9 protein-coding genes and 3 pseudogenes are annotated in these 22,217 nt (G+C 67.2%); 5 read left to right on the top strand and 7 right to left on the bottom strand.

Features of this window, described 5'->3' with window-relative positions; genetic code table 11:
• Positions 1–6 precede the first annotated feature (6 nt).
• Positions 7–1,208, bottom strand: a protein-coding gene (locus ACZ7HT_RS07525) for an IS3 family transposase (protein WP_471161086.1) whose coding sequence is annotated in 2 segments (ribosomal slippage) — positions 7–929 and positions 929–1,208 — 1,203 coding nt in all. Because the reading frame shifts where the segments join, the coding sequence is not laid out codon by codon here.
• A gap of 89 nt (positions 1,209–1,297) precedes the next feature.
• On the opposite strand from ACZ7HT_RS07525, the pseudogene ACZ7HT_RS07520 reads away from it, so the two are divergent.
• Positions 1,298–2,322, top strand: a pseudogene (locus ACZ7HT_RS07520) (IS3 family transposase); the annotation flags it as partial.
• A 208-nt stretch (positions 2,323–2,530) separates the two neighbouring features.
• Here the strand turns inward: ACZ7HT_RS07520 and ACZ7HT_RS07515 are convergent.
• Positions 2,531–3,451 carry a hypothetical protein gene (locus ACZ7HT_RS07515; RefSeq protein ID WP_471161083.1) on the bottom strand — a complete coding sequence of 307 codons (921 nt, stop codon included), beginning with the start codon at positions 3,449–3,451 and terminating at the stop codon, positions 2,531–2,533.
• 400 nt (positions 3,452–3,851) lie between these two features.
• Here ACZ7HT_RS07515 and ACZ7HT_RS07510 point away from each other — a divergent pair, with 400 nt between their 5' ends.
• Positions 3,852–4,322: a hypothetical protein gene (locus ACZ7HT_RS07510; RefSeq protein ID WP_471161080.1), complete on the top strand. Its 471-nt coding sequence runs from the start codon at positions 3,852–3,854 to the stop codon at positions 4,320–4,322.
• Between the two features lie 73 nt (positions 4,323–4,395).
• Here ACZ7HT_RS07510 and ACZ7HT_RS07505 read toward each other — a convergent pair whose 3' ends face one another.
• A complete protein-coding gene (locus tag ACZ7HT_RS07505) occupies positions 4,396–5,733 on the bottom strand; it encodes a NucA/NucB deoxyribonuclease domain-containing protein (protein ID WP_471161078.1) in 1,338 nt (445 codons plus the stop codon).
• Positions 5,734–6,724: 991 nt separating this feature from the next.
• Here ACZ7HT_RS07505 and ACZ7HT_RS07500 point away from each other — a divergent pair.
• From ACZ7HT_RS07500 to ACZ7HT_RS07490, 3 genes and pseudogenes are all read left to right on the top strand, one after another.
• Entirely contained in the window at positions 6,725–7,108 is a 384-nt protein-coding gene (locus ACZ7HT_RS07500; protein WP_471161076.1) for a hypothetical protein, read from the top strand.
• 23 nt (positions 7,109–7,131) lie between these two features.
• Positions 7,132–7,926 (top strand): annotated as a pseudogene (locus tag ACZ7HT_RS07495) (IS481 family transposase); the annotation flags it as partial.
• A gap of 159 nt (positions 7,927–8,085) precedes the next feature.
• A pseudogene (locus ACZ7HT_RS07490) lies at positions 8,086–8,461 on the top strand (tyrosine-type recombinase/integrase); the annotation flags it as partial.
• A gap of 36 nt (positions 8,462–8,497) precedes the next feature.
• On the opposite strand, the gene ACZ7HT_RS07485 reads toward ACZ7HT_RS07490, so the two are convergent.
• From ACZ7HT_RS07485 to ACZ7HT_RS07470, 4 genes are all read right to left on the bottom strand, one after another.
• A protein-coding gene (locus ACZ7HT_RS07485; RefSeq protein WP_471161074.1) for an IS630 family transposase occupies positions 8,498–9,573 on the bottom strand; the annotation gives its coding sequence in 2 pieces (ribosomal slippage) (positions 8,498–9,114 and positions 9,114–9,573; 1,077 coding nt in all).
• Positions 9,574–9,764: 191 nt separating this feature from the next.
• A complete protein-coding gene (locus ACZ7HT_RS07480) occupies positions 9,765–10,151 on the bottom strand; it encodes a DUF5958 family protein (protein ID WP_471161072.1) in 387 nt (128 codons plus the stop codon).
• Positions 10,152–10,155: 4 nt separating this feature from the next.
• On the bottom strand, positions 10,156–17,169 hold the full coding sequence (locus ACZ7HT_RS07475) for a polymorphic toxin-type HINT domain-containing protein (RefSeq protein WP_471161069.1): 7,014 nt from the start codon (positions 17,167–17,169) through the stop codon (positions 10,156–10,158).
• Positions 17,170–17,315: 146 nt separating this feature from the next.
• Positions 17,316–21,071: a LamG domain-containing protein gene (locus tag ACZ7HT_RS07470; RefSeq protein ID WP_471161067.1), complete on the bottom strand. Its 3,756-nt coding sequence runs from the start codon at positions 21,069–21,071 to the stop codon at positions 17,316–17,318.
• Positions 21,072–22,217: the final 1,146 nt, after the last annotated feature.

Here is a 22,217-nt window from a genome sequence, read left to right as displayed (position 1 = left end):
CACGGGTTATGCGGCTGGTGCCAGCGTAGTTGATGTTGTTCCGGACGCTGTCTCGTAGGCGATCGGGCTGCGTTGCCCGAGGCGGGAGTGACGGCGTCGGGTGTTGTAACGGTGCAGCCAGCGGAACGCGTCGAGGCGGGCCTCGCGCTCGCTGGACCAGCTCTTTCGGCCCTGGAGCGTCTCGCGTTTGAACGTCGCGTTGAAGGACTCGGCGAGCGCGTTGTCCGCGCTGGAGCCGATCGCGCTCATGGACTGGTGGACGCCGGCTTGGCGGCAGGCGTCGGCAAACGCCCGGCTGGTGTACTGGGCGCCGTGATCGGTGTGCATGACCGCTCCGGCGACGCTGCCGCGGGTCCGCTCGGCGGCGGCGAGCGCGTCGGTGACGAGCTCGGTGCGCATGTGATCCGCGATCGCCCAGCCGGTCAGGCAGCGTGAGGCGAGGTCGATGACGGTGGCCAGGTAGAGGAACTTCCCGTCGTCCAGCGGGAGATAGGTGATGTCGCCGACGTACTTCGTGTTCGGCTCGCTCGCGGTGAAGTCGCGGCCGATCAGGTCCGGGGCCTTCGCCGCGGCCGGGTCCGGGATCGTGGTGCGGTGCCTGCGACGCAGCCGCACGCCCGCGAGATTGATGCTCCGCATCACGCGCGCGATCCGCTTGTGGTTGACCCGCTTGCCCTCATCACGGAGCTCGGCGGTGATCCTGGGAACGCCGTAGGTGCCGTCCGATTCGAAGTGCACGGCCCGTATCCGGGCGGCGAGCCGGGCGTCGGCCGCCTGCCGGGCAGCCCGGGCCGCGGCGGTGCGGCGCCAGTAGTAGAAGCTGGAGCGGGCGACGCCGAGGATGGTGCACAACCGCTTCACGCCGTAGCGGCGCTGGTGGTCGGCGACGAACTGGAAGCGGTTCACCAGCGCGTCTCCCCGGCGAAATGCTTCGCCGCCTTCCGCAGGATCTCGCGTTCCTCCTCCAGCTCGCGGACCTTCTTGCGCAGAGCGGCGTTCTCCGCCTCCAACGGCGTGGGCGGCTCGGCCGGCGCCTCCGCCCGGCGTCCCCGGGGCCGGCTCGCTCCGGCCGCCCGAACCCAGTTCCGCAGCGTCTCCGGGTTGACCCCCAGATCGGCGGCGACCGACCCGATCGTTGCCCCTGGCCGCGACTCGTACAACGCGACCGCGTCCGCCTTGAACTCCGGCGGGTAGTGCTTCATGACCACGGGACATCCGTTCTCCTGGACTCAAGATCCAAGTGTCTCGGGTGTCCAGGATCCGGGGTCAAGGCCCCACGGTGGATTCCCCGCCGACGGCCGAGGAGCTCCAGGCCGAGAACGAGGCCCTGCGCCGTGAGCTGGCGGCAGCCCGCAAGGAGATGCACAAGCTCGCCACCGAACGGGACATTCTCCGCAAGGCGACAAAGTTTTTCGCACAAGAGATGACCTGGTGACCAACCGCTTCCAGTTCATCGAGGACCACCACCGCGCCTGGGGCGTGAAGCGGTTGTGCGCCGTGCTGGAGGTCGCCCGCTCCAGCTTCTACAAGTGGCGGGCCGGCCGCGAGGCCCGTGCCGCCCGCGAGCGGTCCGATGCCGCTCTCGCCGAGCGGATCCGGGCTGTGCACGCCGAGTGGGACGGCACCTACGGCCGCCCGAGGATCACCGCCGAGCTGCGCGACGACGGTGAGCGCGTGAACCACAAGCGCGTCGGGCGGATCATGCGGAAGTTCGGCATCGCGGGGCTGCGGCTGCGGAAGCGCCAGGCCACCACCGTGCCCGAACCGTCCGCCACCCCGGTGCCCGACCTGCTGGGGCGTGACTTCACCGCGAGCGCGCCGAACACCAAGTACGTCGGCGACATCACCTACCTGCCGGTGGGCGACGGAGAGTTCCTGTATCTGGCGACGGTGATCGACTGCTTCTCGCGCCGCCTGGTGGGCTGGTCGATCGCCGACCACATGCGCACCTCGCTAATCACCGACGCGCTCCGGGCAGCCGCCCGGGTCCGCGGCAGCCTGGCCGGCGCCGTCTTCCACAGCGACCACGGAGCCCAGTACACCTCCCGCCAATTCGCTGATACATGCGCCGAGTTGGGTGTCATACAGTCCATGGGCGCGGTCGGCACCAGCGCGGACAACGCACTTGCCGAGTCGTTCAATGCGGCCCTCAAGCGCGAGACGCTCCGTGGTGCCCGCCGCTTCGACGGGGCCCGGGCCTGCCGCCTGGCGGTCTTCCGCTGGGCCACGCGCTACAACACCCGTCGCCGACACTCGGCGAACGGACAGCAGGCACCGATCGCCTACGAGCGGCAGTCAGCTACTCTGACACTTGCCGCATAACGACACGAACAGGTGTCCACTCTTCGGGGACAAGGCCCCAGAGCTGGATCAGCTCTGGTGGGAGCTGCGTGGTTCGCACAGCCACACCGCTGATTAGGCCGGTCAACAGCTGCTCCACCTTGACCACGAAAGACCCGGCAGCCGGTGTTCAGCGCAGCCCTGACGCGGAGTCGGGCTGGCGCTGATCGCCGGGCCGTGCGCGGCTGTATCAGGCGAAGGCCAGGTGATTCAGCTCGGTGATGATTTGGCGGCCGCGGGCGCTGAGGGTGCGGCCCCACTTGAGGTTGGAGTAGTACACGAACTGACCCGTGGTGGGTTCGAGGAAGTCAATGTTGCAGCCCATGCCGGAGTGGGTGTGGTCACACAGGCATGTACAGCTCTTGTGATCGATTTTCCAGCCCAACCCCGTGGGGCCGTCACCGAGGAGCTGGATGAGTTCGGGGCACGGCGGACCGTCGGTGGTCTCCAGCCGAAAGGAGCCGCCGACCGCGTGCCAGGCATCGGTGCCGTTGAACGGGCCGTGGCCGGCGGTCGCCCGGATGCGTCGCAACAGGGGAGAGAAGAGCGACGGCGGTTCGCAGGAGGAGCTCTCGGCCGCGTTGTACGCGGCTCGTTCCGTGGGCATCCAGTCCGGCTCTCCCTGGAGCAGGTCGTAGTGGGTGGAGAGCCGGTCGGCGATCCGCTCCCACCAGCGCGGGTTGAAGCCTGTGAGCAGGATGCGGGCTGGCATGTCGGGGCGGTGGAGGCTGATGCTGCGGCTTTCTCGGCGGTAGCGGAGGACAGCTACACCTGAGACGCGGTCCTGTGGGTGGTCGCTCTCCTCGCCGGTCAGTCGGGGGAGGAGGAACTCTGCCCAGTGGTGGACGATGTACGGCTCGTCGAGGAGCCGAAGGGTGAGCTGGTCTTCCTCTGGACGCACCTGGACGATGCCCAGGGGGTGCTCTGAGAGGCTGCCGATCTTGCAGCAGGCGAGGAAGACCGCAGCCTCCAGTTGTGCCTGCTCCGGATGATGGGCCGCAGGGATGGTCAGCGGCTGGCCAGCATCCGTGAGGAGTGCCTGGAGGGCTTGGTGGGACTCGCCGGTGCTGCGACGGCGGTCTTCGGTGAGGGCCAGGGCTGCCTGAGGCATCGTGATCGCTGTTCCGCGCCACACCGGCCCCCGGCGGCAAGCGCTTTGGTGAGGTAGGTCAGCCGGTGTCATACGGACGGTGATGCTTCTGGCCGGTCCTCGGCGAAGGGTACGGGGGCGTCTTCCATCGCGCGGCCGGGCGTTCACGAGCCCGGAGACATCGAAGCCCGCGGCGAGACGGCGGTGCAAGGCGCCACAGCAGCCGTGACCCCAACGGGTGAGGAGGTGGCCCTCGCGGCTGCGTTCACCGAGGCGGCTCAAGACAGTGGCCAAGCCGGGTTCGCCGACCGTCGCTGTGGACGGTGTGGTCTGGAGGCCGCGGCGGCGGCGGGGAGGCATGCTGGGCCTGCACCCTGAAGACGCTGGGGTCGGCGGTGCGGACGAGTTCAGGAGGTGGACGGTGGGCCAGGCCACGCTTGTGAGGGAGCAGTTTCTCGAACCGGAGGTCGACTTCTACGGGCTGTGTCTGCAGGACGCCGATCTGTCCGTGGTGCCCGCCCCCTACCCCGCGGGCCGGGTGATGGAGGGGTTCGTGCACGCCCGGCCGGGCCGGGTGGATATCGAGAGCGCGGCGCATACCCATACAGCGGTCATGACCGCGCAGGTGTGGGACGCCGAGCCTCCCGCCGACGACACGCGGGCCTGGGACGAGCAGGCCGAGACCACGGTGCGCTGTCGGACCGGGAACCTGCAGGTGTGGGGGGTGACGTGCGGGCCGATCGCTCAGGAGATCGAACTCGGGACCCCCGAAACCGAGTGGAATGTCCGGCTCTGCAGTGGCGGGAGAGCGGAGGCGGCCAAGGCCGTCGAGAAGGAGGGCATCGCCGAGGGCATCGAGACCTACCTGGTGCAGTTCTGGCCGACGGCCTGAGCCCTCGGGCCCGGGCCCGAGGGCTCAGGCCCGGGACAGACGCGGGCATGGTCTTCCCCCGACCACTGGTGCGTCAGGAGACGGTCACGTAGAAGCCGTCGTCCTTGCCGTCAATGATCCGGTTGAGTGTCATGAACTGGCCCAGCAGATTTCCGGCGTTGCCGTTGTCCGTCTTCGGCAGCGCCCTGACGGAGAAGTTGTCCTTCGCCGCGCCCGTCTCGTAGGTGGACTGGGCGCAGCCCTGGTAGGTGGTGGCGAAGGGGTACTCGTCGCACTCCTTGCCTCCGGCCGCGTAGCCGGTGCCGAACTCGCGCTTGCATGTGGCCACCGCGGTCGACCGGTTCTTCTTGCGGCGAGCGTTGTCGTAGTAGAGCCGGTTCAGCGGAACGGCCGGGCTCTGCCCGGCGACGTTCTTCGCACGGTTGGCCGGCTTGGTGCTGCCCGGGGTGGTGAACGCTGTCTTGATGTGCTCGGCCACCGCCTTCTCGGGCGCGCCCTGCTTGGTGCTGTAGTGCAGCGGGACGGCGTAGCTGAAGGCGGCGGCGCCGGCCGGGACCTTCAGGTAGGAGGCTTTGTCCCAGCGTGGGGGCAGGAAGAACAGGGTGCCGCTGAGTTCGCCGCCGGGCCGGTAGCCGGGTGGCGGCGTGATCGTCGCGGACGCCTCGGCGACGGCCGAGATGGTGTCATCGCGGCCGCTGCCCTGTCCGCTGGAGGTGTTCAGGACCCTGGTGAAGCCGGTGGCCTGCTGGCGGGCCAGAGCGTCGAAGCTCCGGGCCCCGGGGACGGTGCCGCTCTGGCCGACGCGGGCAGTGGACGGCCACACCGTGGGGACCTTGACGGCCGGTTTGATCATCAATCCCGACGTCGCCACGTCGCCGGCCTTGCCCATCCGGGTGAAGTACTGAGTGAGCCGGACCTCGCGGCTGTCCTTCGTGATCGTCCCGATCGACAGGTACACGAACTGCGTCTCCCCGGACGGCTGGTTGTTCTTCGACCACACCGTGAAGAACACCGCCCCCGAGCATGCCGCGTACCGGGACTTGATGAAGAACTTCTTGTCCGTGCCCAGCCCCCGGATGCACTCGTCCGGTGTCATCGTGCGCGACGGCGCCGGGTACGTCACCGTCGGCGTATCGGCGACCGCGGCCGTCTCCTCGGCAGGCCGGCCGAAGGACGCGGCCGGGCCGACGACATCGACCGCCTTCTGCGACGTTCCGAACCCGCCACCGCTGCGCGAGAGCGATGTACGGGCGCCGCGCCGGAGATCGGCCAGCGACGGTAGCTTCGCTCCGACGGGCAACACAGACGTGTGCAGGTCCCAGTCGGGCGGGCTGGCCTGGGCTGGTTGCGCGAGCGGAGCCACAGCGAGGGAGAGCACGGCGGCACCGCGCAGCAGGTGGTTCTTGATCACGACTGCAGAGATATCCGCCGCTGGGCCGTTGACGTGCCGAAAGCCCCAAGCCGTCAGCCGTCCGGGCGAACGGGTTCACCGCAGCCGCCTGCTGCGTGGCGAAAAGCCCAGTCAGGTGAGTCTCCCGAATCGGGGAGACTCACCACCCGATCGGCGTACAGCCAGCCCTTGAAGAATCGTGCGTGTCCGCCGACTGACATGCCCTTGCAGGAGGCGTTTTCGCAGGTCATCACAGATGCCAAAATATGACCCTCGTGCCAGGGCGTGGACTCGTCGACATGAACGACGCGCGACGGGCAGCCCGGGGACGCTACGGTGCCACCCGGGTGGCGAGCTGACTGGTCAGGTCCCCGTTTGGCTGCCCTCCTGTGCCCCGCGCCGGCGCGGGGCACAGGTACGTTCGGGCCCCGCGCGGCCAGCCCTGCTTTGCCGAGCCGTCGCCTTCAATTCCAGTTCGGGTCGCCGACGGCGCCCCAGCCGACATCGCGCCGGGCCCATCCCGTGTCCGTCACCCCCCCAGCTCGAGTCGCTGCTGCAGCCCCATCCGATGTCCTGGGCCAGGGTTCCCTCCCCATGGCGCGCCGGCGCCGCGTTGCGCCGGTGGGGTGACGGCTGTGCCAGAGCCCGGTACTCGTCACTGGCTGCGCCAATCGACCTGTGTGAGGTTGAGGGATGGAGCACGGTGGCTGGCACCATTTGCTCGCGGTACTTGTCACCTGCGAGAAGAACCCCCGACGAGACGGGCCATCGCTCGCGCGTTCGCGCGGTGGGGATGGGTCTGGAGTAGCCGGTGGGTTGCGGCTGACCAAGGGAGGCGTGCCCGATGGGGCGCAGTAGAAACCGAAGGGCTGGGAACGCAGCGGCGGCCAGGGCGGCACAACAAAGAGCGCGGAATCGACGGTCGAGGCCCTGGGACAGGCGGACCCAGTGGAAAACGGTTGGCGCAGCGATGGGCGTGATCGCAGCCGTTCTGACCTTGACCTTTACCGGTGTGACGACCATCTTCCAGGCCCGGGTGGCCTCTGACGAGCTTCGACAGTCGAAGGAGGTGGTCAGGCGGGCGGAGCGCGCCCAAGCCGCACGCATCACCTTCTGGACCGACAACGCCGATGCGGCGCAGCGCGTGCACGTGAGGAACGGCTCTGTGGATCCCGTAAGCGACCTGACGCTGGCTTTCCGCGCTTTCGAAGTGACGATCGGAGGGATCAGGACACCGCGGGGGCGATACGTTGAGACGTTCCCCGGGGTCGCTCCCTGCTCTGAGCTTGTGATCGAGAAGAACATGCTTGAGCTAGATGTATTGGTCACGAGCGTTGTTGACACTGGTCTGGTCTTGAACATGGCGAAGACCTCCGGTGGGGTGGGAGCTGTCTAGGAACTCACCGCCCGGAGGTCTTCGTGGCCCACCGTAATGCCCGGCTGACCGTCTTCGGTAGGAGACTGCTGGTCGAACGTGTCTGCTCAGGCCGTCCGGTCGCGCATGTGGCCGCCGAGATGGGTATCTCCCGGGCCACGGCCCACAAATGGATCCGCCGGTGGCGGGCCGAGGGCGAGGCGGGTCTGCACGACCGGTCGAGCCGGCCTCGCACGACGCCGCACCGGACTCCGGCTGCTGTGGAAGACCGTGTCTGCGGCCTGCGGCAAAGCCGCAAGCTCGGCCCCGCCCGGATCGGCCCGATCGTGGGCCTGCCCGCCTCGACCGTGCACCGGATCCTGACCCGCCACCGGCTCAACCGACTGGCCTGGCTGGACCGGCCGACCGGCACCGTGATCCGCCGCTACGAGCGAGACCGTCCCGGTGAGCTGGTCCACGTGGACGTGAAGAAACTCGGCCGGATTCCCGACGGCGGCGGCCACAAGGTCCTGGGGCGCCAGGCCGGCCGATCCACCCGCAGCAGCATGGGCTTCGACTACGTCCACTCCGCCGTCGACGACCACTCCCGCCTCGCCTACAGCGAGATCCACGGCGACGAGAAGGTCGCGACCTGCGCGGCCTTCCTGGCCCGCGCGGCCGCGTTCTTCCACTCCCAGGGCATCGACCGGATCGAGCGGGTCCTGACCGACAACGCCTGGGCCTACCGCAAGGGCCTGGCCTGGAAGAACGTCCTGGCCGACCTCGGCGCCACGGGCAAGCTCACCCGCGCCTACCGGCCGCAGACCAACGGCAAGGTCGAACGCTTCAACCGCACCCTGCGCCACCGTCGATGACCGGCGGCGCGAAGCCCACACGGGGAAGCCTCAGGTACCTCGCAGGCGATCAGGTGCGGCTGCAGGGTTCGCTCCGAACCCTGCAGTGACTTGTGTCGGGAGATTCTCTCCGCCGTGCTGCCGGAGAGAGGCGCTCTGGTCTCACGACAGGGCAAGGAGCGAGGGATAGCAGGGACGGACTGGAGCGACAGCTGGCTCGTATTCACCACGCCAACTGGCCGGCCTCTCGACCCTGCCAACCTCACCCGCCGCTTCCGCAGCTTCCTCAACTGGGCCGGGTTCCGCCCCATCCGCTTCCATGACCTCCGGCACTCGACCGCCACCCTGCTCCTGGAGCAAGGCGTGGACCTCGTCGTGATCAAGGAACTCCTCGGTCACGCCCACATCGGCGTCACCGCCGGCGTCTACGCCCACGTACGGCTCCGCCTCCAGCGTGACGCCATCGACGCCTTGGGCCACGCCCTCGGCAGCCAGGACGACGACCCCTGACGACCCGCCCACTGCGGCCGCCGTCCGCTGACGTTGCCGCTGAGGTTGAAAGGGCAGGGTGACGGGGCTACGGGGGCTCCAGCGTGAGCCCGGTCTCGGCTATGAAGCCGTTCAGGATCTGCGGTCGGCGTTGGATGCCACGTAGGCGGTTCTTCGCGAGTGGGGTGAGGTCGTCGATCGTGTGGGGTGCGAGGTTGGCCAGGGACTTCTTCAGGTGGGCCCATACGCCTTCGACGGGGTTGAGGTCGGGTGCGTAGGGCGGGAGCTTGACGATGGTGAGCCAGTCGCTGTTGCGGTCGCAGAACTCCCGCAGAGCCTTGGCGTGATGGGTGCTGGCGTTGTCCCACACCACGATCAGCGGGACATTGCCGAGCTGCCGACGGGCGGAGGTCAGCAAGTCCACGAACTCGCGGGCCCGGAAACCCTTTTTCTCGCCGGTATGGCCCCGGTACGTCTGCGTCCGGTAGATCAGACGGGTCTCACGACCCGGTCTGACGCAGATCATCCCGGCCATCAGGACCCGGCCGGACCCCTTGCCCGTGACTCTGACCAGCGGCGTCCGCCCGCGCCGTGACCAGGTCCGGCCCTTGCCGGGTTTCAGGTCCTGCCCAGCCTCGTCCTCGAAGACTATCCACGCGCCCAGGAGCTGGGCCGTCCTCTTACCCGTGACCACTGCTCCGTCCGCCACGCGGCGACGGCCTGCTCGTCGCGCTCGATTGCCCGGTGCGCGGGAACCTGCGGTGACCAGCCCAGCCGGTGCAGCAGATACGACACCCCACGTGGCGTGTACCGGTGCCCGAACAGCCTGTGGATCAGTTCGGCCACGCGCGCGAGGGTCCACCGCTGGTCCTCGCTCCAGCCGTGCGTCGCAGGGCCGGCATCCAGCTCGGCTTGCAGCCGTTCTGCCTGGTCATCGCTGAGCTGACAGGGAAAGCCGCCGGGCCCCTTGGAGGACAGGGCCGGCCTGCCGCCGTCGCGCCAGGTTGCGTGCCAGGCGTACGCCGACTTCTGTGACACCCGTAACCTGCGGGCCACCTCCGGCGGCCGCAGCCCCTGCTCGAACATCTCCGCGGCCTCAAAGCGCACCGCTTCACGCTTCGCCCGCCCCGCGGCGGTCAGACCGCCGCCATCCGCATACCTCATGACGAGGATGTAGCACCGCCAACGCCCGCTGTCACCCCACCCTTTCAACCTCAGCGGCAAACGACCGGGAGCCCCCGCCAAGCACGCGCCTGGTGGGGGCTCCCATTTTGTACGCCGACCCGAATTCAGGTAGTCGTGGTGACCGGTACTTGATGGCTCTGCCGAGAGGCCGAAAGGACCGCCGATCACTCCTATGTCAAGTTATGCCAAGCGTGGCTGCAACGTCCTCGACACTCCAGCTCCCTCCGCCGTGTATCCGCCACGACGAAGGTGGAAAGGAGAACACGAAACGCCTTCACATACTCAGCTTCAGGGAGATTGATAATTTTTCCCATTTGCTGGAGTAGCGGTTCCTTGACAATCAGAACAGCGGGATTTGCTGTCGGCTTCACTCCGGATCGCAAAACGCCCTCTCGGCCGTCCTCCGCCGTTGCGTGGGCCTGCATGGAGTGGCGAACCACTTCATGCAGTACCGCCTTTTGCTCGACCTGCTCCAGGGAGGAGAACCAGCTCACCCCCTCCTCCCAGCCAAGGATCTCCTGGGCGACCTCGTTGATGATTCGTTCCGACGCTTTCAATTGATCACCGACTCCGGGGCTCGAATATTACATAGGGTTTACTCGGGTCCAATTCTGCATAGTCTGGCCTACTTGGATTGTAGTTCTGCCAGAAGTCGCGCCCTCGGCCACTCCCTTCACCATCTCCGGTTCCCCTTGGCAAGGAGCTCTGCTGACTATGCCGAGACCCCGACGGGCCGGACAAAATGTAATCCCAGTCCGATGCCGGGTTAGCGCTGCCGTTCGCGCGGCTTCCTACTACGATGACCGGCTGGCCGGCCTTATCGGCAGCGTTTTGGATACGCTGCGCATCGTTCGGGCTGATCCCGGCTTGTGATGCAGTTCTGAACCCCGACCCACACGGCCCGCCCGAATTGTGCACGAGAACCGGCGTAGCCCCCGCCAGCACATAGTACGTGTGCAGGTCGCTGACAGTGAGGTTGAACGTCTGAGCATGCTTTTTGAAGGGGCGGTTTCCTGCCACTCTGACGGGGGTCCCACGGTCGGTAAGTAGCGTCATGCCGTGGGTGAGCTCACGCGCGGGGACCCACCGCCGCTCTGAAGGGGACCAGAAGGGGTGTTCGTGTGTGGCTACGAGTTTCTTTTCTCCATCGGGTGTCGCGATGGCCAGTTCATTGAAGTTCTTGTCGTCTTCAGTGACTATGAGATGTGTGACCCGTTTGGCGGCAGATTTTCCTGTTTTCGGATCTGTGGCGAGGACTTCATCTCCGACGGCTATATCCTCGATGTCCTTCGTTGTGCCGTCGGCCATAAGTACATCGGTGCCGGCCAGGAAGCACTTACACCCTCCTACCTTTCCTCCGGTTCCCGTCGCTATACGGGGCTTGATGCCCCATCCGGCACCAGCTTCCCTATGAGCCAGCATTGCCCCAATGAATCCGGGAACCTGGTACCAGTCAGATTCGGTATTGACTCCGTGCTCAAGGATCCACTGGTCGTAGTCGCTGCCGTAGTCGCAGCCGGGTGCTCCTGCTCCGCCTTCCCAGCAGTCGTCGTCGGCCGTCCAGCCGAAGAGTGATGCGAAATCGGCGGCATTTCTGATGGTTCCGTAAAAGACCTGGTCGATAGGTGTGGAGCCGTAGACCTTTTGGAACCGCTTTGGCGTTCCGCTTCCGCCAGTGGTGGCAGCGGTGCCGCTCGAGTCTTCAGTTGTGTCCTTCTCGTCGATCGTCTCGGGGTTACCGTCGGTGTCGTCGGTCCCGTCGTTGTTGTGGTTGACCGTGTTGCACGCGCCTTCATAATCCCCGCAGGTCTCTCGAGTTCCCGTGGGGTCGGTGAGGGTCGCGGGGCTGTTGCTCGCGTAGCCGTAGCCGTTGAGCGACTGCGGGAGATCCACGCTGAGGACCGGGTCGACGCTGATGAACTGGCCGAGGGTGGGGTCGTATTCGCGGGCGCCGATGTGGGTGAGGTTGGCGCCGGTGTCGGTGGGCTTGCCGAGGAAAGTCTTGTCGTCGGGCCAGGTGCCGCTGGTGGTGCCGCGGGCTGCGCCGAAGGGAGTGGTATAGCGCTTGGTCAGGCCCTGGGTCGTGTCTGCGGTGATGGAGAGGTTGCCGGTGCCGTGGTGGTCGGCGGCGAGGAAGTGGAGCTTCTCTGTGCCGGTTTCGTTGGTGCGCAGGGCGATAGCGGAGCCGGCCGCGCTGTAGTAGCGGTTGGCCCATTTCTTGGTGCCCTTGAGATGGACTTCGGTGGCGCCGAGGTAGAGGACGGTCTCACCGCTGGTGCCGGAGGCGCGGCGGATGAGGAGTTGGCCGTCGGCGTCGTAGAGGTAGTCCGTGGTGGTGGTGCCTTCGGTGAGCTTGGTGAGTTTTCCTTCGGCGGACCAGGTCAGGGACTGGGTGGTGGTGCTGCCTGCTGTTTCGACGCGGGCGGTGGTGTTGCCGGTGGCGTCGTAGGTGTAGCGGGTGGTCTCGTCCGTGCAGTTGCCGTCGGTCGTGGTGGCCTTCAGCGCGTGCGTGCGGGGGGTGTTGTAGCAGTAGGTGCGGGTGACGGGGGTGGCGGTGTTCTGCTTCTCCGTGGCCCGCTGGCCTGCGGTGTTGTAGGTGTAGGAGGTCCAGTAGGGGGCGGCTCCGCCGAGGTTGGCGACGGTGCGGCCGGTGGTCGCGCAGCTGGCGGTCTTCGGGGTCCACGCTTCGGTCATGCGGCGCTGGCCGTCGTAGCTGAAGCACTGGAAGTCGGCGGCGCTGCTGCTGGTGGAGTGGTCGAGGATAGAGGTGACGTTGCCGGCCGGGTCGTAGGTGTACGCGGTGTCGCGTACGGCCCCGTGGGTCTGGTCGTCGACGTCGGCGTCGGTGAGGCGGCCGGTGCCTTCCTCGTAGAAGTTGGTGAGGAAGACGTTCTTGGTGCCGTTGGCGGTGGAGGTGCCCAGGGTGAGCTGCTGCACCTGGCCCAGATCGGTGTAGGAGGCGCCCAGGAGGTAGCCGGAGGCGCCGGAGAGGCCGATGGGCAGGCCGTAGGTGTTGTAGTCGGTGCTGACGATCTCGCCGGTGAGGCCGCCGCCGGCCGGTTCGGTGGTGCTGCCGACCGTGCCGTCGAGGCGGTAGTTGACCTTCGCGGTGGTGGTGGCGGTGACGGCTCCTGAGGTGACCAGGGCGTCGTCGGCCGGGAGGGTCAGGGTGGTGGTGGTCGGCCGGCTCATGGAGTCATAAGCGGTGACCTTCTTGGTGTAGGTCTTGCTGCCGGTCTGGCCCTTGCCGCCGACGTAGCGGATGGAGGCGTCGGGCAGGCCCTTGAGGAGCGAGTCGTACGTCCACTCCGCGAGACGGTTGGCATCGGTGGCGCTGTTCTGCCACAGGCCGGTCTTGCGGCCGATCTCGTCGTAGCCGTAGACGAGGACCCGCTGTTCCGCGTCCGTGGTCGTCTGGAGCTGGTCGAGATCGGTGTAGGACGTGCTGGACGTGCCCTTGTCGGGGTCGCTCGCGGTGTCCTGCCGGCCGTAGAGGTCATAGGTGTACGACCACTTGGCGTTGTCGGGCCCGGTGACCTGCTTCTGCTTGCCGTCGCGGAAGTAGCCGTACTTGACCGAGGTGTAGGAGGCTCCGAGCGTCGCGCCGTAGGCGGTGTCGTCGGGCTGAGTGCCCACGTAGGTGCGGGTCTCGGCGGTACGGCCCAGGACGTCGGTGATGGTGCGGGTGGCAGTGCCGCCCTGCTGGGCGGTGGCGGCCACCGAGTCACCGGTGTAGGTGGTGACGACGGGGTCGAACTTCGGTACGCCCTTGACCAGGAGGGTGGACTTCACCTGGCGGCCCAGGCCGTCGAACTCCACGTTGTACTGCTGGGGCGCGCCGCCGTACTCGGCACGAGTGTACGTGCTGTCGGGGGCGGTGGTGGAGTCGAAGACGTCGGCGTAGGTCTCGTAGGCCAGGCCGCGGTCGTTGTAGCGGGTGTCGGTCAGGATCCGGCCGCCGTTGGGGGCCGGGGTCTGGGTCTGGAGGGGCCGGAGCAGGGAGTCGAACAGGCTGTAGCCGGTGGCGTAGGACTGGCCGTCGGCCTTGAGGGTGGAGACCGAGGTCCAGGAGGGATCCTTGGTCTGGTTGATGCCGTAGCCGAAGGTGGCGGTGGCGGTGTCGCCGCCGGACTTGGAGCGGTTGGGGGCCCAGGTCGCGGTGATGCGGCCGAGCGCGTCGTAGGTGTTCTCGGTCCGCTTGAGGTTGGCGTCCAGGGTCTGGGTGACCGATCCGCGGGCGGGATCGTAGTAGGTGTAGGACCTGTGGGCCTGGCCGTTGGCGAGCGTCGGCTTGATGACGATCAAGGCCGTGAGCGGGCCTGTGGTGGCCGGGACATATGCCGTGGTGGTGACCTTGCCGGCGGCGTCGGTCACGGTGAGGGGGCGGCCGAGCTTGGCGGTGGCGCCGTCGTAGGTGACCTTGGTCAGCGTCTGCCAGCCGGTGGGGTGCCGGTCGTCGGTGCTGCCGGCGACCACGGCCGGGTAGCCCTTGGCGCGACCGGTCCAGGTGGGAAGACCGAGGGTGAGTGTCTGGGCGGCGGTCCAGCCGGTGGCTGCGGGGTCGTCGTAGACCACTGCCGTGTCGGACAGGACGTCACCGCGCTGGTCCGGGGCCTCGGTACTTGTGTACTTGTGGGTGATGCCGGTGGGCATCTTCAGCAGGTCGTCGGTGACCGAGCAGGCCTGGCCGACGGTCCGGGTGCGGGAGACCAGGCTGGTCAGGCCCTTGGCGTCGTTGCGGGCGTACCAGGTGCGGGTGCAGGTCTCGTCGCCGGCGGTCGACCAGTCGCCGTGGTTGTCCGACCGGATGGCCATGCCGTAGCCGTCGTAGGTGGTGCTGACGGCCGTGGTGCGCCACTTCTTCGCTGCGGTCAGGTAGGTGTTGGAGTAGGTCCGTGCGGTGCGGACGTAGCCGGCCGTGATGTGAGCGTAGGACTTCTGCTGGCTGGCGGTCTGCTGGTACCAGAGGTCGTTGACCTGGTTGCCGACCGCGAGGGTGCCGTTGTAGGTGATCTGCTGGCGCAGCTGGCCGGCGTACTGTTCGCTGTCGGTGACGTCGCCGACCGTCACTTCGTCGCCGGTGCTGCCGGCGATGTTGTCGATGTCGATGCCCGGGACGGTGACGCTCTTGGTCAGTGGTTCGCCGTTGACGTCCTTGCCCAGACGTCGGTCGCCGTTCATGCCCTGCATGTACAGGCTGACAGTCTTGGAGCGGGTGTTGCCGACCGCTCCGGTCTGAGCGGTCACCTTCTGGTAGCCGCGCCAGGACGACCAGGTGCGTTCCTTCTCCTTGGTGAAGGGGTCGTCGTTGTAGTGCCAGGCCGGGCCCTCGTAGGTGTAGGCGTTTTCCACGGGGACGCTGCGGCCGCCGGTGTCGGCGGTGGTGACCGCGATGACTCGGTACTTGTTGAACCAGTCGAGTTCCGGGTCGCCGCCGTTGATCGGCCAGTACACCGGGTAGCAGGACAGGTTGTTGTCGTCCTCGGCTGCGGGCATTCGCGTGCCGCGGACGCAGTCCGGCTCGGAGAGGGCGACGGTGGTGATCGCGCCCGTCTCGGAGGTGATGGTGGAGATCCGGGGACGGGTCAGCGGCACGATGTCGTCGCCGGGCACGTCGACTCGGTTGGCGCGCTGCTGGTAGGTGAAGCCGATGGTCGGCAGGTCGAGGGCGGTGCCGTTCTTGCCGGTCCGCTTCAGTCCGGTCAGGGTCCAGACCTGGTCAGAGCTGTTGCCGATGTCCTGGCCGTCGAAGATGTCCTGGGTCAGGGTGTAGGTATCGACCGGCTGGTAGGCATCGGGCTCGGCGGCCGTGGACCAGACGTAAGTGTTGATGCCGGTGAGGATCTTCCGGGTGAAGAACGCCGGGCCGATGGCCTTGCAGTCCGTCTCACTCGCGGTGCAGATCGAGTCGAAGGGCACGTCCGGCCAGTTCTTGGCCGTGTCCTCGGTCAGTGCGTCGCAGCCGCCGCCGATGTCCTTGCAGCGTTCCTTGTACCCGAAGGCCACCTTGCCCGAGGCGGTGCCGGTGAACAGAGTGTCGGAACGCTGGCCGTAGCGGATCTCGTTCAGGTACCCGCCACGGGTGTACTTCGCGAGGGCGGTCTTGTCGCCGCCCTTCGCGTAGTAGTTCGTGTCCGCCGTGTACCAGTAGGTGGAGGCGTTGCCGTGGACGTCCTCGACCAGGTCGAGGTTCCAGCGCCATGCCTGCTGCTTGGCACGGCCGGAGAAGGACGTGTCGGCAGAGTAGCCGGGTTCGCCGTCGTCGTCGCCGAAGACCGGGACGGTCCACACCGAGTTGGTGCGCTCGGTGTCGGCGCCGTCGAGCTTGTTCAGGCCGAAGGTGTAGGTGGTGCCGTTGCCGGTGACGACCTTCCAGTACTCGCCGGCACCATCGATGCCGTCGTCGCCGTCGTCGCCGTTGTCGGCGCCGGTCGCATGGGTGACGATGGAGGCGTCGTCGTTCTTCAGCCGCCAGTGGTTGCTGGTGTCGTCCTTGACGAGTTCGGTGGCCTTGCCGTTCAGAACGAGAGAGGCGTTCTCGTACTTCCAGCACTGATCGTGCTTGCCGGTCTGCCCGTCGTCGTCGCACGAGCCGTACTTGCGCTCGATGTACGAGGACGTGAGGTCGAAGCCCTCACCGACCAGGGAGCCCTGGTTGTTGGTGTTCGCCGTCCGGCCGTCGACGCTGCCCGAATCGTAGGAGAGTCCCAGAGACGGGGCGGGGCCGGCTGCCGCCGGGGGTACCGAGATCGGGTAGGACCAGGTGAACGAGCCGGAGGAGCCGCCGGCCTCCCAGGAGGAGGAGCTTGCCAACGGGGTCGCCTTGTAGTCGCCCGCGCCCTTGTCCGAGCCACCCGTCGTCGTGGCCGTGAGGGCCAGCACCTGCGGTGCGGCATTGATTTGCGCCAGGTTCGCGGTGACCGTCTGATCCTCGGCCTTGTTCTCCGAGCTGATCAGTGTTGTCTTGCGGCACTCGGCCTTCTGCGGAGTGGTCAGCGCACACGCCGGCAGCGACACGAGACCCAGACGGGTGGCCCATGCGCCGCCGATCGCGGAACCGAAGGAGCTGTAGTTCACCTCGACCTTTGCAGCCCCCGCATCCTGGGCCGCGACAGTGAACAGCACACCGGTCACGCCGGCCGCCCGGGCTGCCTTCTGGTCGAGCACCTTCACCGTCGAAGTGCCGGATGCGGGATGCCGGACGAACCGGGCCTCCCCCGCCCTCTCCACACCGTGCAGGCGCACCAGCGCGTTGCCGTCGGGGGCAGAGGTGGAGGTCAGTCGGCCGGTCAGCGTCTGTGCCTTCGGCCAGGCGTTCCGGGCGCGCTCCTGGTCTGCCAGGTCCGACAGGCGGCGGTTGGCCGCCCGATCCTGCGCGACCTTGGCGCGCTCCTTCTTCGCGCCCGGTTCGGTGACGGCGTGCACCTTCACCGGCGCGGAAGCGGGAACCTCCGGACGCCCCGGAACCTGCACGGCCTGGGCCAGAGGCACCAGGGGCGTGGGTATGGACAACGCCAACGCCAGGGCGCCGATCACGGCACCTCGGCGTCTGCGCAGACTTGTACGTCTGGACACGACGAAACGACTCCTTCAGATCTTCGATCGAGATGGGGGAAGTAGCGGCCCGGAATGGACGCGCGGGCAAGCCCCGGCAACGGGGCGGGGCGTGATCGTGCGCCCCGCCCCGTTGCCCTAGCAGGGAATGAGAGTGCTGCGCCGGATCAGGGACCGACGACGGCAAGCACCTGGTTTTCGTCGCTCAGCGCTCCCGCCCACAGGCGGATGTCGCTGATCGTGCCGGGCAGGTAGCTCCCCCAGGTAGTCCCGGTCCACTCATTTCCGATGCTGAAGCCCGACCCAACCGTGGCCTCGTAGGCCTTCGGATCACCCTGCCGGGTAGTACCGGCGTAAAGACGAACTGTCCCCGTTGTGGCGTCGTACACGCCGGTCAGCCGGACTTCGCCGCTGGGCGTGAGGAGTTCGTCGCTCTGCACCGAACCCGAACCATCCGGAGACCAGCGACCGAAGAACCAGCGCCCCACCGGAACCAGCTCAGTGGTCGGCAGATCTTCAGGATTAGGCGATTCGACAACCTTCTCCTGCATGCCGGTCTTTTCAAACCAGATGCCCCACGAGGAACCTGTACCTGTTTGCTGACCCAGGACCTGCATCCGGGACCCGTCAGGCATCGTCTCCAGATTCGCCGCGGTCACGTTCACCTCAGTGGACACAGTGAAGGAGCCGGTGTCGTCCACGAGCGGCCGGGCCGTCGAGCCGGAGTCGTCCGTGCCGTCGAGGACAATGTTCTGACCATTCACCGAGGCTCCGGCGGTCAGGGTGAGTGTGTTGCCGTAGCCGCTGTTGTCCTGCAACGTGGAACCGGAGCCGCCGTCCGGGTTGTATTGGGCAACAAGCTCGACATACCCCTTGCCGTCCGCGTCCCTGGCTCCGGCCTCTCTCTTCATCGCAGTCTCTGTCAGCGCTCGCTGCCAGATGGCGACTTCGTCGATCTCGCCGGGGAAGTAGTCGCCGTAGGCGCCGGCGTACTTGGCCCGTCCGACCTGCAGGCCGCCCGTGGAGGCCCACACGCCGGTGGTGAAGTCCTTGCTGTTCTGGAGGACGCCGTTAACGTAGAAGTAGATCTTCCTGTTCAACGGGTTCACCACGAGGCCAAGGTGGGTCCAGGCTCCGGGCTGCGGCGACCCCGTTGCGTTGATCCGCTGGGTCAAGAGGGAGGCCGAGTCGGAGTCCGCCTCGGGCAGCCGGACGCACCAGGTCTTCACGTTCGCGCAGTAGCCCATGTAGAAGGCACTGTGCCGGTTACCGTTCTGCCCGACGACGGTGGCGTTGAGGGAGCCGGCAGCGTCGAGCCGGGCCCATGCCGTCACGGTGTAGGCCGATACCGTCTCGACCACCTGCTTGGTAGTCGATGCAGCGCCCTGGTTGGCACTCGACAGAGACAGGGCCTTGTCCTGGGTCTTCGTACCGTCTGATGCTGTGAGTTCACCACGGCGGCCATGGTCGCTTCGTGTGGCACCGGATGCGGTGAGCGTCAGATTGTTTTGCAGCGTGGGTTCCTCCGTGGAGCTGTCCACCGCAACGCCGGACGGATCGTCGAAGCTCCAGCGGCCGATGTGCCCGCTTCCCTCATCCACCAGGAACTTCACGGCTCTCTCACCGACACGCCCCTGGGCGTCTTTGGCCTGCACGTTCAGAACGAACGTGCCGGACACCGGAGGATCGATGGTCGCGGTGTACGAGCCGGAAACGGCGGTCTTCCACCCGCTCCAGTCTTTATCGGTGGACAGCTTGTACTGGTAGCTGGTGTTCACGTCGCCGACGTACGGGCTGAAGGTGACCGAGTCCGGCACGCCGGGCCCGCCATGAGGCGCACAGGAGCCCCCGGTGACGCATTCGGAGTACACGCTGCCGAACTTAACCAGCGGTGGCTTAGGCGCGGTGGGGTCCACCTTGAAGTAACACCACGCGGTGGCGCCGCTGCTGAGTGCCCCCGTGTAGGAGGTGTTGGGGAATGACTGCGTGAAGGCGCGGTAGCGGTAGCGGACGCCCTCCTTGAGGGCAACGTTCCAGTCCTTCACCTGGCTCGGGAAATCCTTCAATGTGCTGCTGTAGGCGACGTGCCCCGTCGTCGGGGCCAGCGATCCTGTCGTCGGTTCCGGAGCGTCGGACCAGGTTCCGTCCGCGTTCTTACCGTCGACGTCGAAGTACACCCTCAGCATGGCAGCACTCTCACCACCGGAAACCACACGAGGCGTTGCTACGAGGGTCGGCGTCGGATCGGAGACCGTAGTCGGAGCGCCCTCGGACTTGCTGCAGATCTGGGTGGAACCCGACAGGAGTCCGTACTCGGCCGGTGTCGCGGGCTTGCTCATGTAGGTGACCACGAGTACCGCGTCGTCGTCGAAACGCTTCCACTCCTCCGTGTCCGTCTCGTCTTGTGCCGACAGTCTCAGGGTCAGGACGCTGAGCTTGCCGTCGGCGAACGACTTGGTGGTCGCGGTCAGGTTCTCGTCGGGCTCGTCCGGGTTGTCGTTGAACTCGATCGCGGCGCGCGGCTGTGAGGGCGAGCACATTGTTCCCCGGCCTGCCGAGACGTAGCGGTCGCCCAGGTGGTCCAGGGCTGTGGGGCCCGGCCAGCGGGAGGACTGGGAGATGGGGTCGGTGCGCTTCAGGTTCACCCAGCGCGGGTTGCAGGAGAACGACCACGTCTCGGTCACGCGGAAGGTGGCGTCCAGGACCTCCTTACCCTGGAGGTTGGTGGGGACGAACTCGAAGTACATACGGTTCACGTAGCCGGAGCCGCAGTAGTACGTCACGCCGTTGACGACCGCGCTGCCGCACTTGCCGACACTCATGCCGTTGTCGCCGCCGGAGAAGTTGTAGAAGACGTCACCGTCCGAGGACAGCACCGTCCGCTCCGCCTCATTCATCTCCACCGACGGATCGATGTAGAGGGGGAAGTCCTCCGCGTTGGTACGGGTGACCAGGTCGGCGGCAGGCGTGACCGTCAACGCGTCCTGCGTCAGGTCGACATCCATCAACGCGGCTTCGTCGCCGGCCCCCGGCCCTGCCAGCGGGTCGCCCTCCTGGGCAGGGGCCACCGGCTCCGGCGCCGGCTCCTCCGAGGAGGCGGACTCGGAGGAGATACCGGAGATCGCCCGGAATCCAGCACTCTGCGCACTCGTCCCCGAGACTGGGGGCTCGACGCCGTCATCACCGGCAGAGTTCCACATCCGGGCGGTCGGCGACCGGAACACCACCTGGCCGTTGCCGTCCAGTGCTTCGACGCTGCCCACCGCCCCCTCGCGCAGGCGCAGCCCGTCCGTCTTCAGGCCGTACTCGATCGACTTGAGCTCCGGCAGCGCCGCGGCCGCAGGGGTCTCGACCTCGAGCACCTGGCGGAAGCCCTCGACGGTCGCGGTCAGGATCAGGTTCACGTCCGGCAGGACGTTCTCGTAGACGGCACGTTCACCGTCGAGCCGCGGCTCGGGCAGCTTGCCGGGCCAGCCCATCGAGACCGATCGGCCGTCCTGACCGATCGTCACCAGGCTCTCGCCCGAACCACCGCCGGAAAAAGCCAGGTCCACCACAGCGGCCTTCGGGCCGATGGACCCGTCCTCGCGGCGTACCAGCGTCGCGTCCGGCCGCGTCCAGCCGCTCCCGGTGTCCACACGGACCGGAGCGATCGACTTCTCCAGCGTGAACGTCGCGCCGTCCGGGTTCGCGAACACGGTCTCCCGCTCCGTCCGTTCCCCCACGACCTCCACCCGGTCACCCGAAGTAGCGGCTTCCTTCAGTGCCTGTTCCGACTCGGTCAGGGCGGTGGCAGGAATCTCATCCGCCACTGCCGCGCTGGCTGCCAGCCCCGGCGCTACGCCCGCCACCAGCAGCCAGGCGGCCGCCAGGGCGAGAACACGCCCTCTTCTATGGGCGCGCCCAGCGCGTCCCGATCTCATGTTCATTCCCCACCCGCAGCTACACCGGACGCGAAGCGCGCACGGCCCGGCATGACACGTCAGTGACGTGCATGTGACGTGAAGATCGCCAGCGCTTTATGTGATCTTCCTGTGCCGGGGATCCAACACCCGGAGCCACTCCCCGACAACGCATCTGACCTGCACAGACACCCCGCCGATGCTGGCATAGACCAGACATCCCCGACCGACCGCCGCCAGCAAATCGGACACATGCCCTAATCGAGAGTGGCGCGCATCACAAAATTTCTCGTGGTCACGGGGAACTGTTTGTCAGGTCCCAGCGCACAGCAGGTACCACAGCATGCCGCCGACACTCGCGTCGGCCCATCATCCGCACAGAGAACAGCCGGGGGCAGACTGGACTCGCGGCGTCCTGGAAACTCGCCAACCCCGAGATCTTTGCCAGTGATGCGCACGAGTTGTCCGGTGAAATCGCTTCCGACCAGCAGCCCGGCGTGACAGCCCACCCGTTGACGACTTCGCGCCCCGGCCTCGCCGGTCGCTTCCTGCTCATCAGTCGGGCCGTACCGGAACCGCTGAAGTCAGGCTCGGCGCTCTCCTCACATCCCAACAGCTCGGCTCGACAAGCCCCCAAGACGACCTCTCGAAGGCGACGCCGGCCCGCTGTGCGCCTTGCCAGCGTGGACCACCTCATGGCCAGAGCGGCACAGAAGGTCTCCGGCCCGAACGGGCCGACGTCAAGGGGAGCCTACGAGACCCGTCTGGCAAAATCACTGAGGCCGCACTCAATGAGTGTGCGTCCTCGAGTTCCATCAGTTCGGCCTGCCCGCCGACCGGCAGATACCTGCAGGACGAGTCGACTGACGTGAAACGTATCCTCGGCGCCGTGGACCATGAGCGCGGGCGCGCCTTGAGTGCGCGGAGGAACACGCCCGGCCAAGCTCGAACGGCCTCTTCTCCGTGAGGCCCTGGCTGTCCAGATCTCGTGCAGTTTGGGAGAGATGTGGTCATCGCCCGCTGTGGCACGGGCTGTGAAGAGCCCTCCCGTCGCCGGCCGGGATGGCCTGGGCGGCCGTCCCGCTGACAGCTCCGCCGTGCAGGGGACGCCGCTCCGGTGCCGGGCACGCGATTCCGCATGCACGTAACCAGCGAGGTTTCCTACGC

Source organism: Streptomyces sp. NPDC037410, from assembly GCF_055602235.1.
Note: the sequence above shows the minus strand (reverse complement) of the source record. Positions and strands in the feature narration are given on the sequence as shown.

Coding starts and splice junctions, on each gene's coding strand:
- ACZ7HT_RS07515 (WP_471161083.1), bottom strand. CDS start 3,451: ATGCCTCAGGCAGCCCTGGCCCTCACCGAAGACCGCCGTCGCAGCACC.
- ACZ7HT_RS07470 (WP_471161067.1), bottom strand. CDS start 21,071: ATGAGATCGGGACGCGCTGGGCGCGCCCATAGAAGAGGGCGTGTTCTC.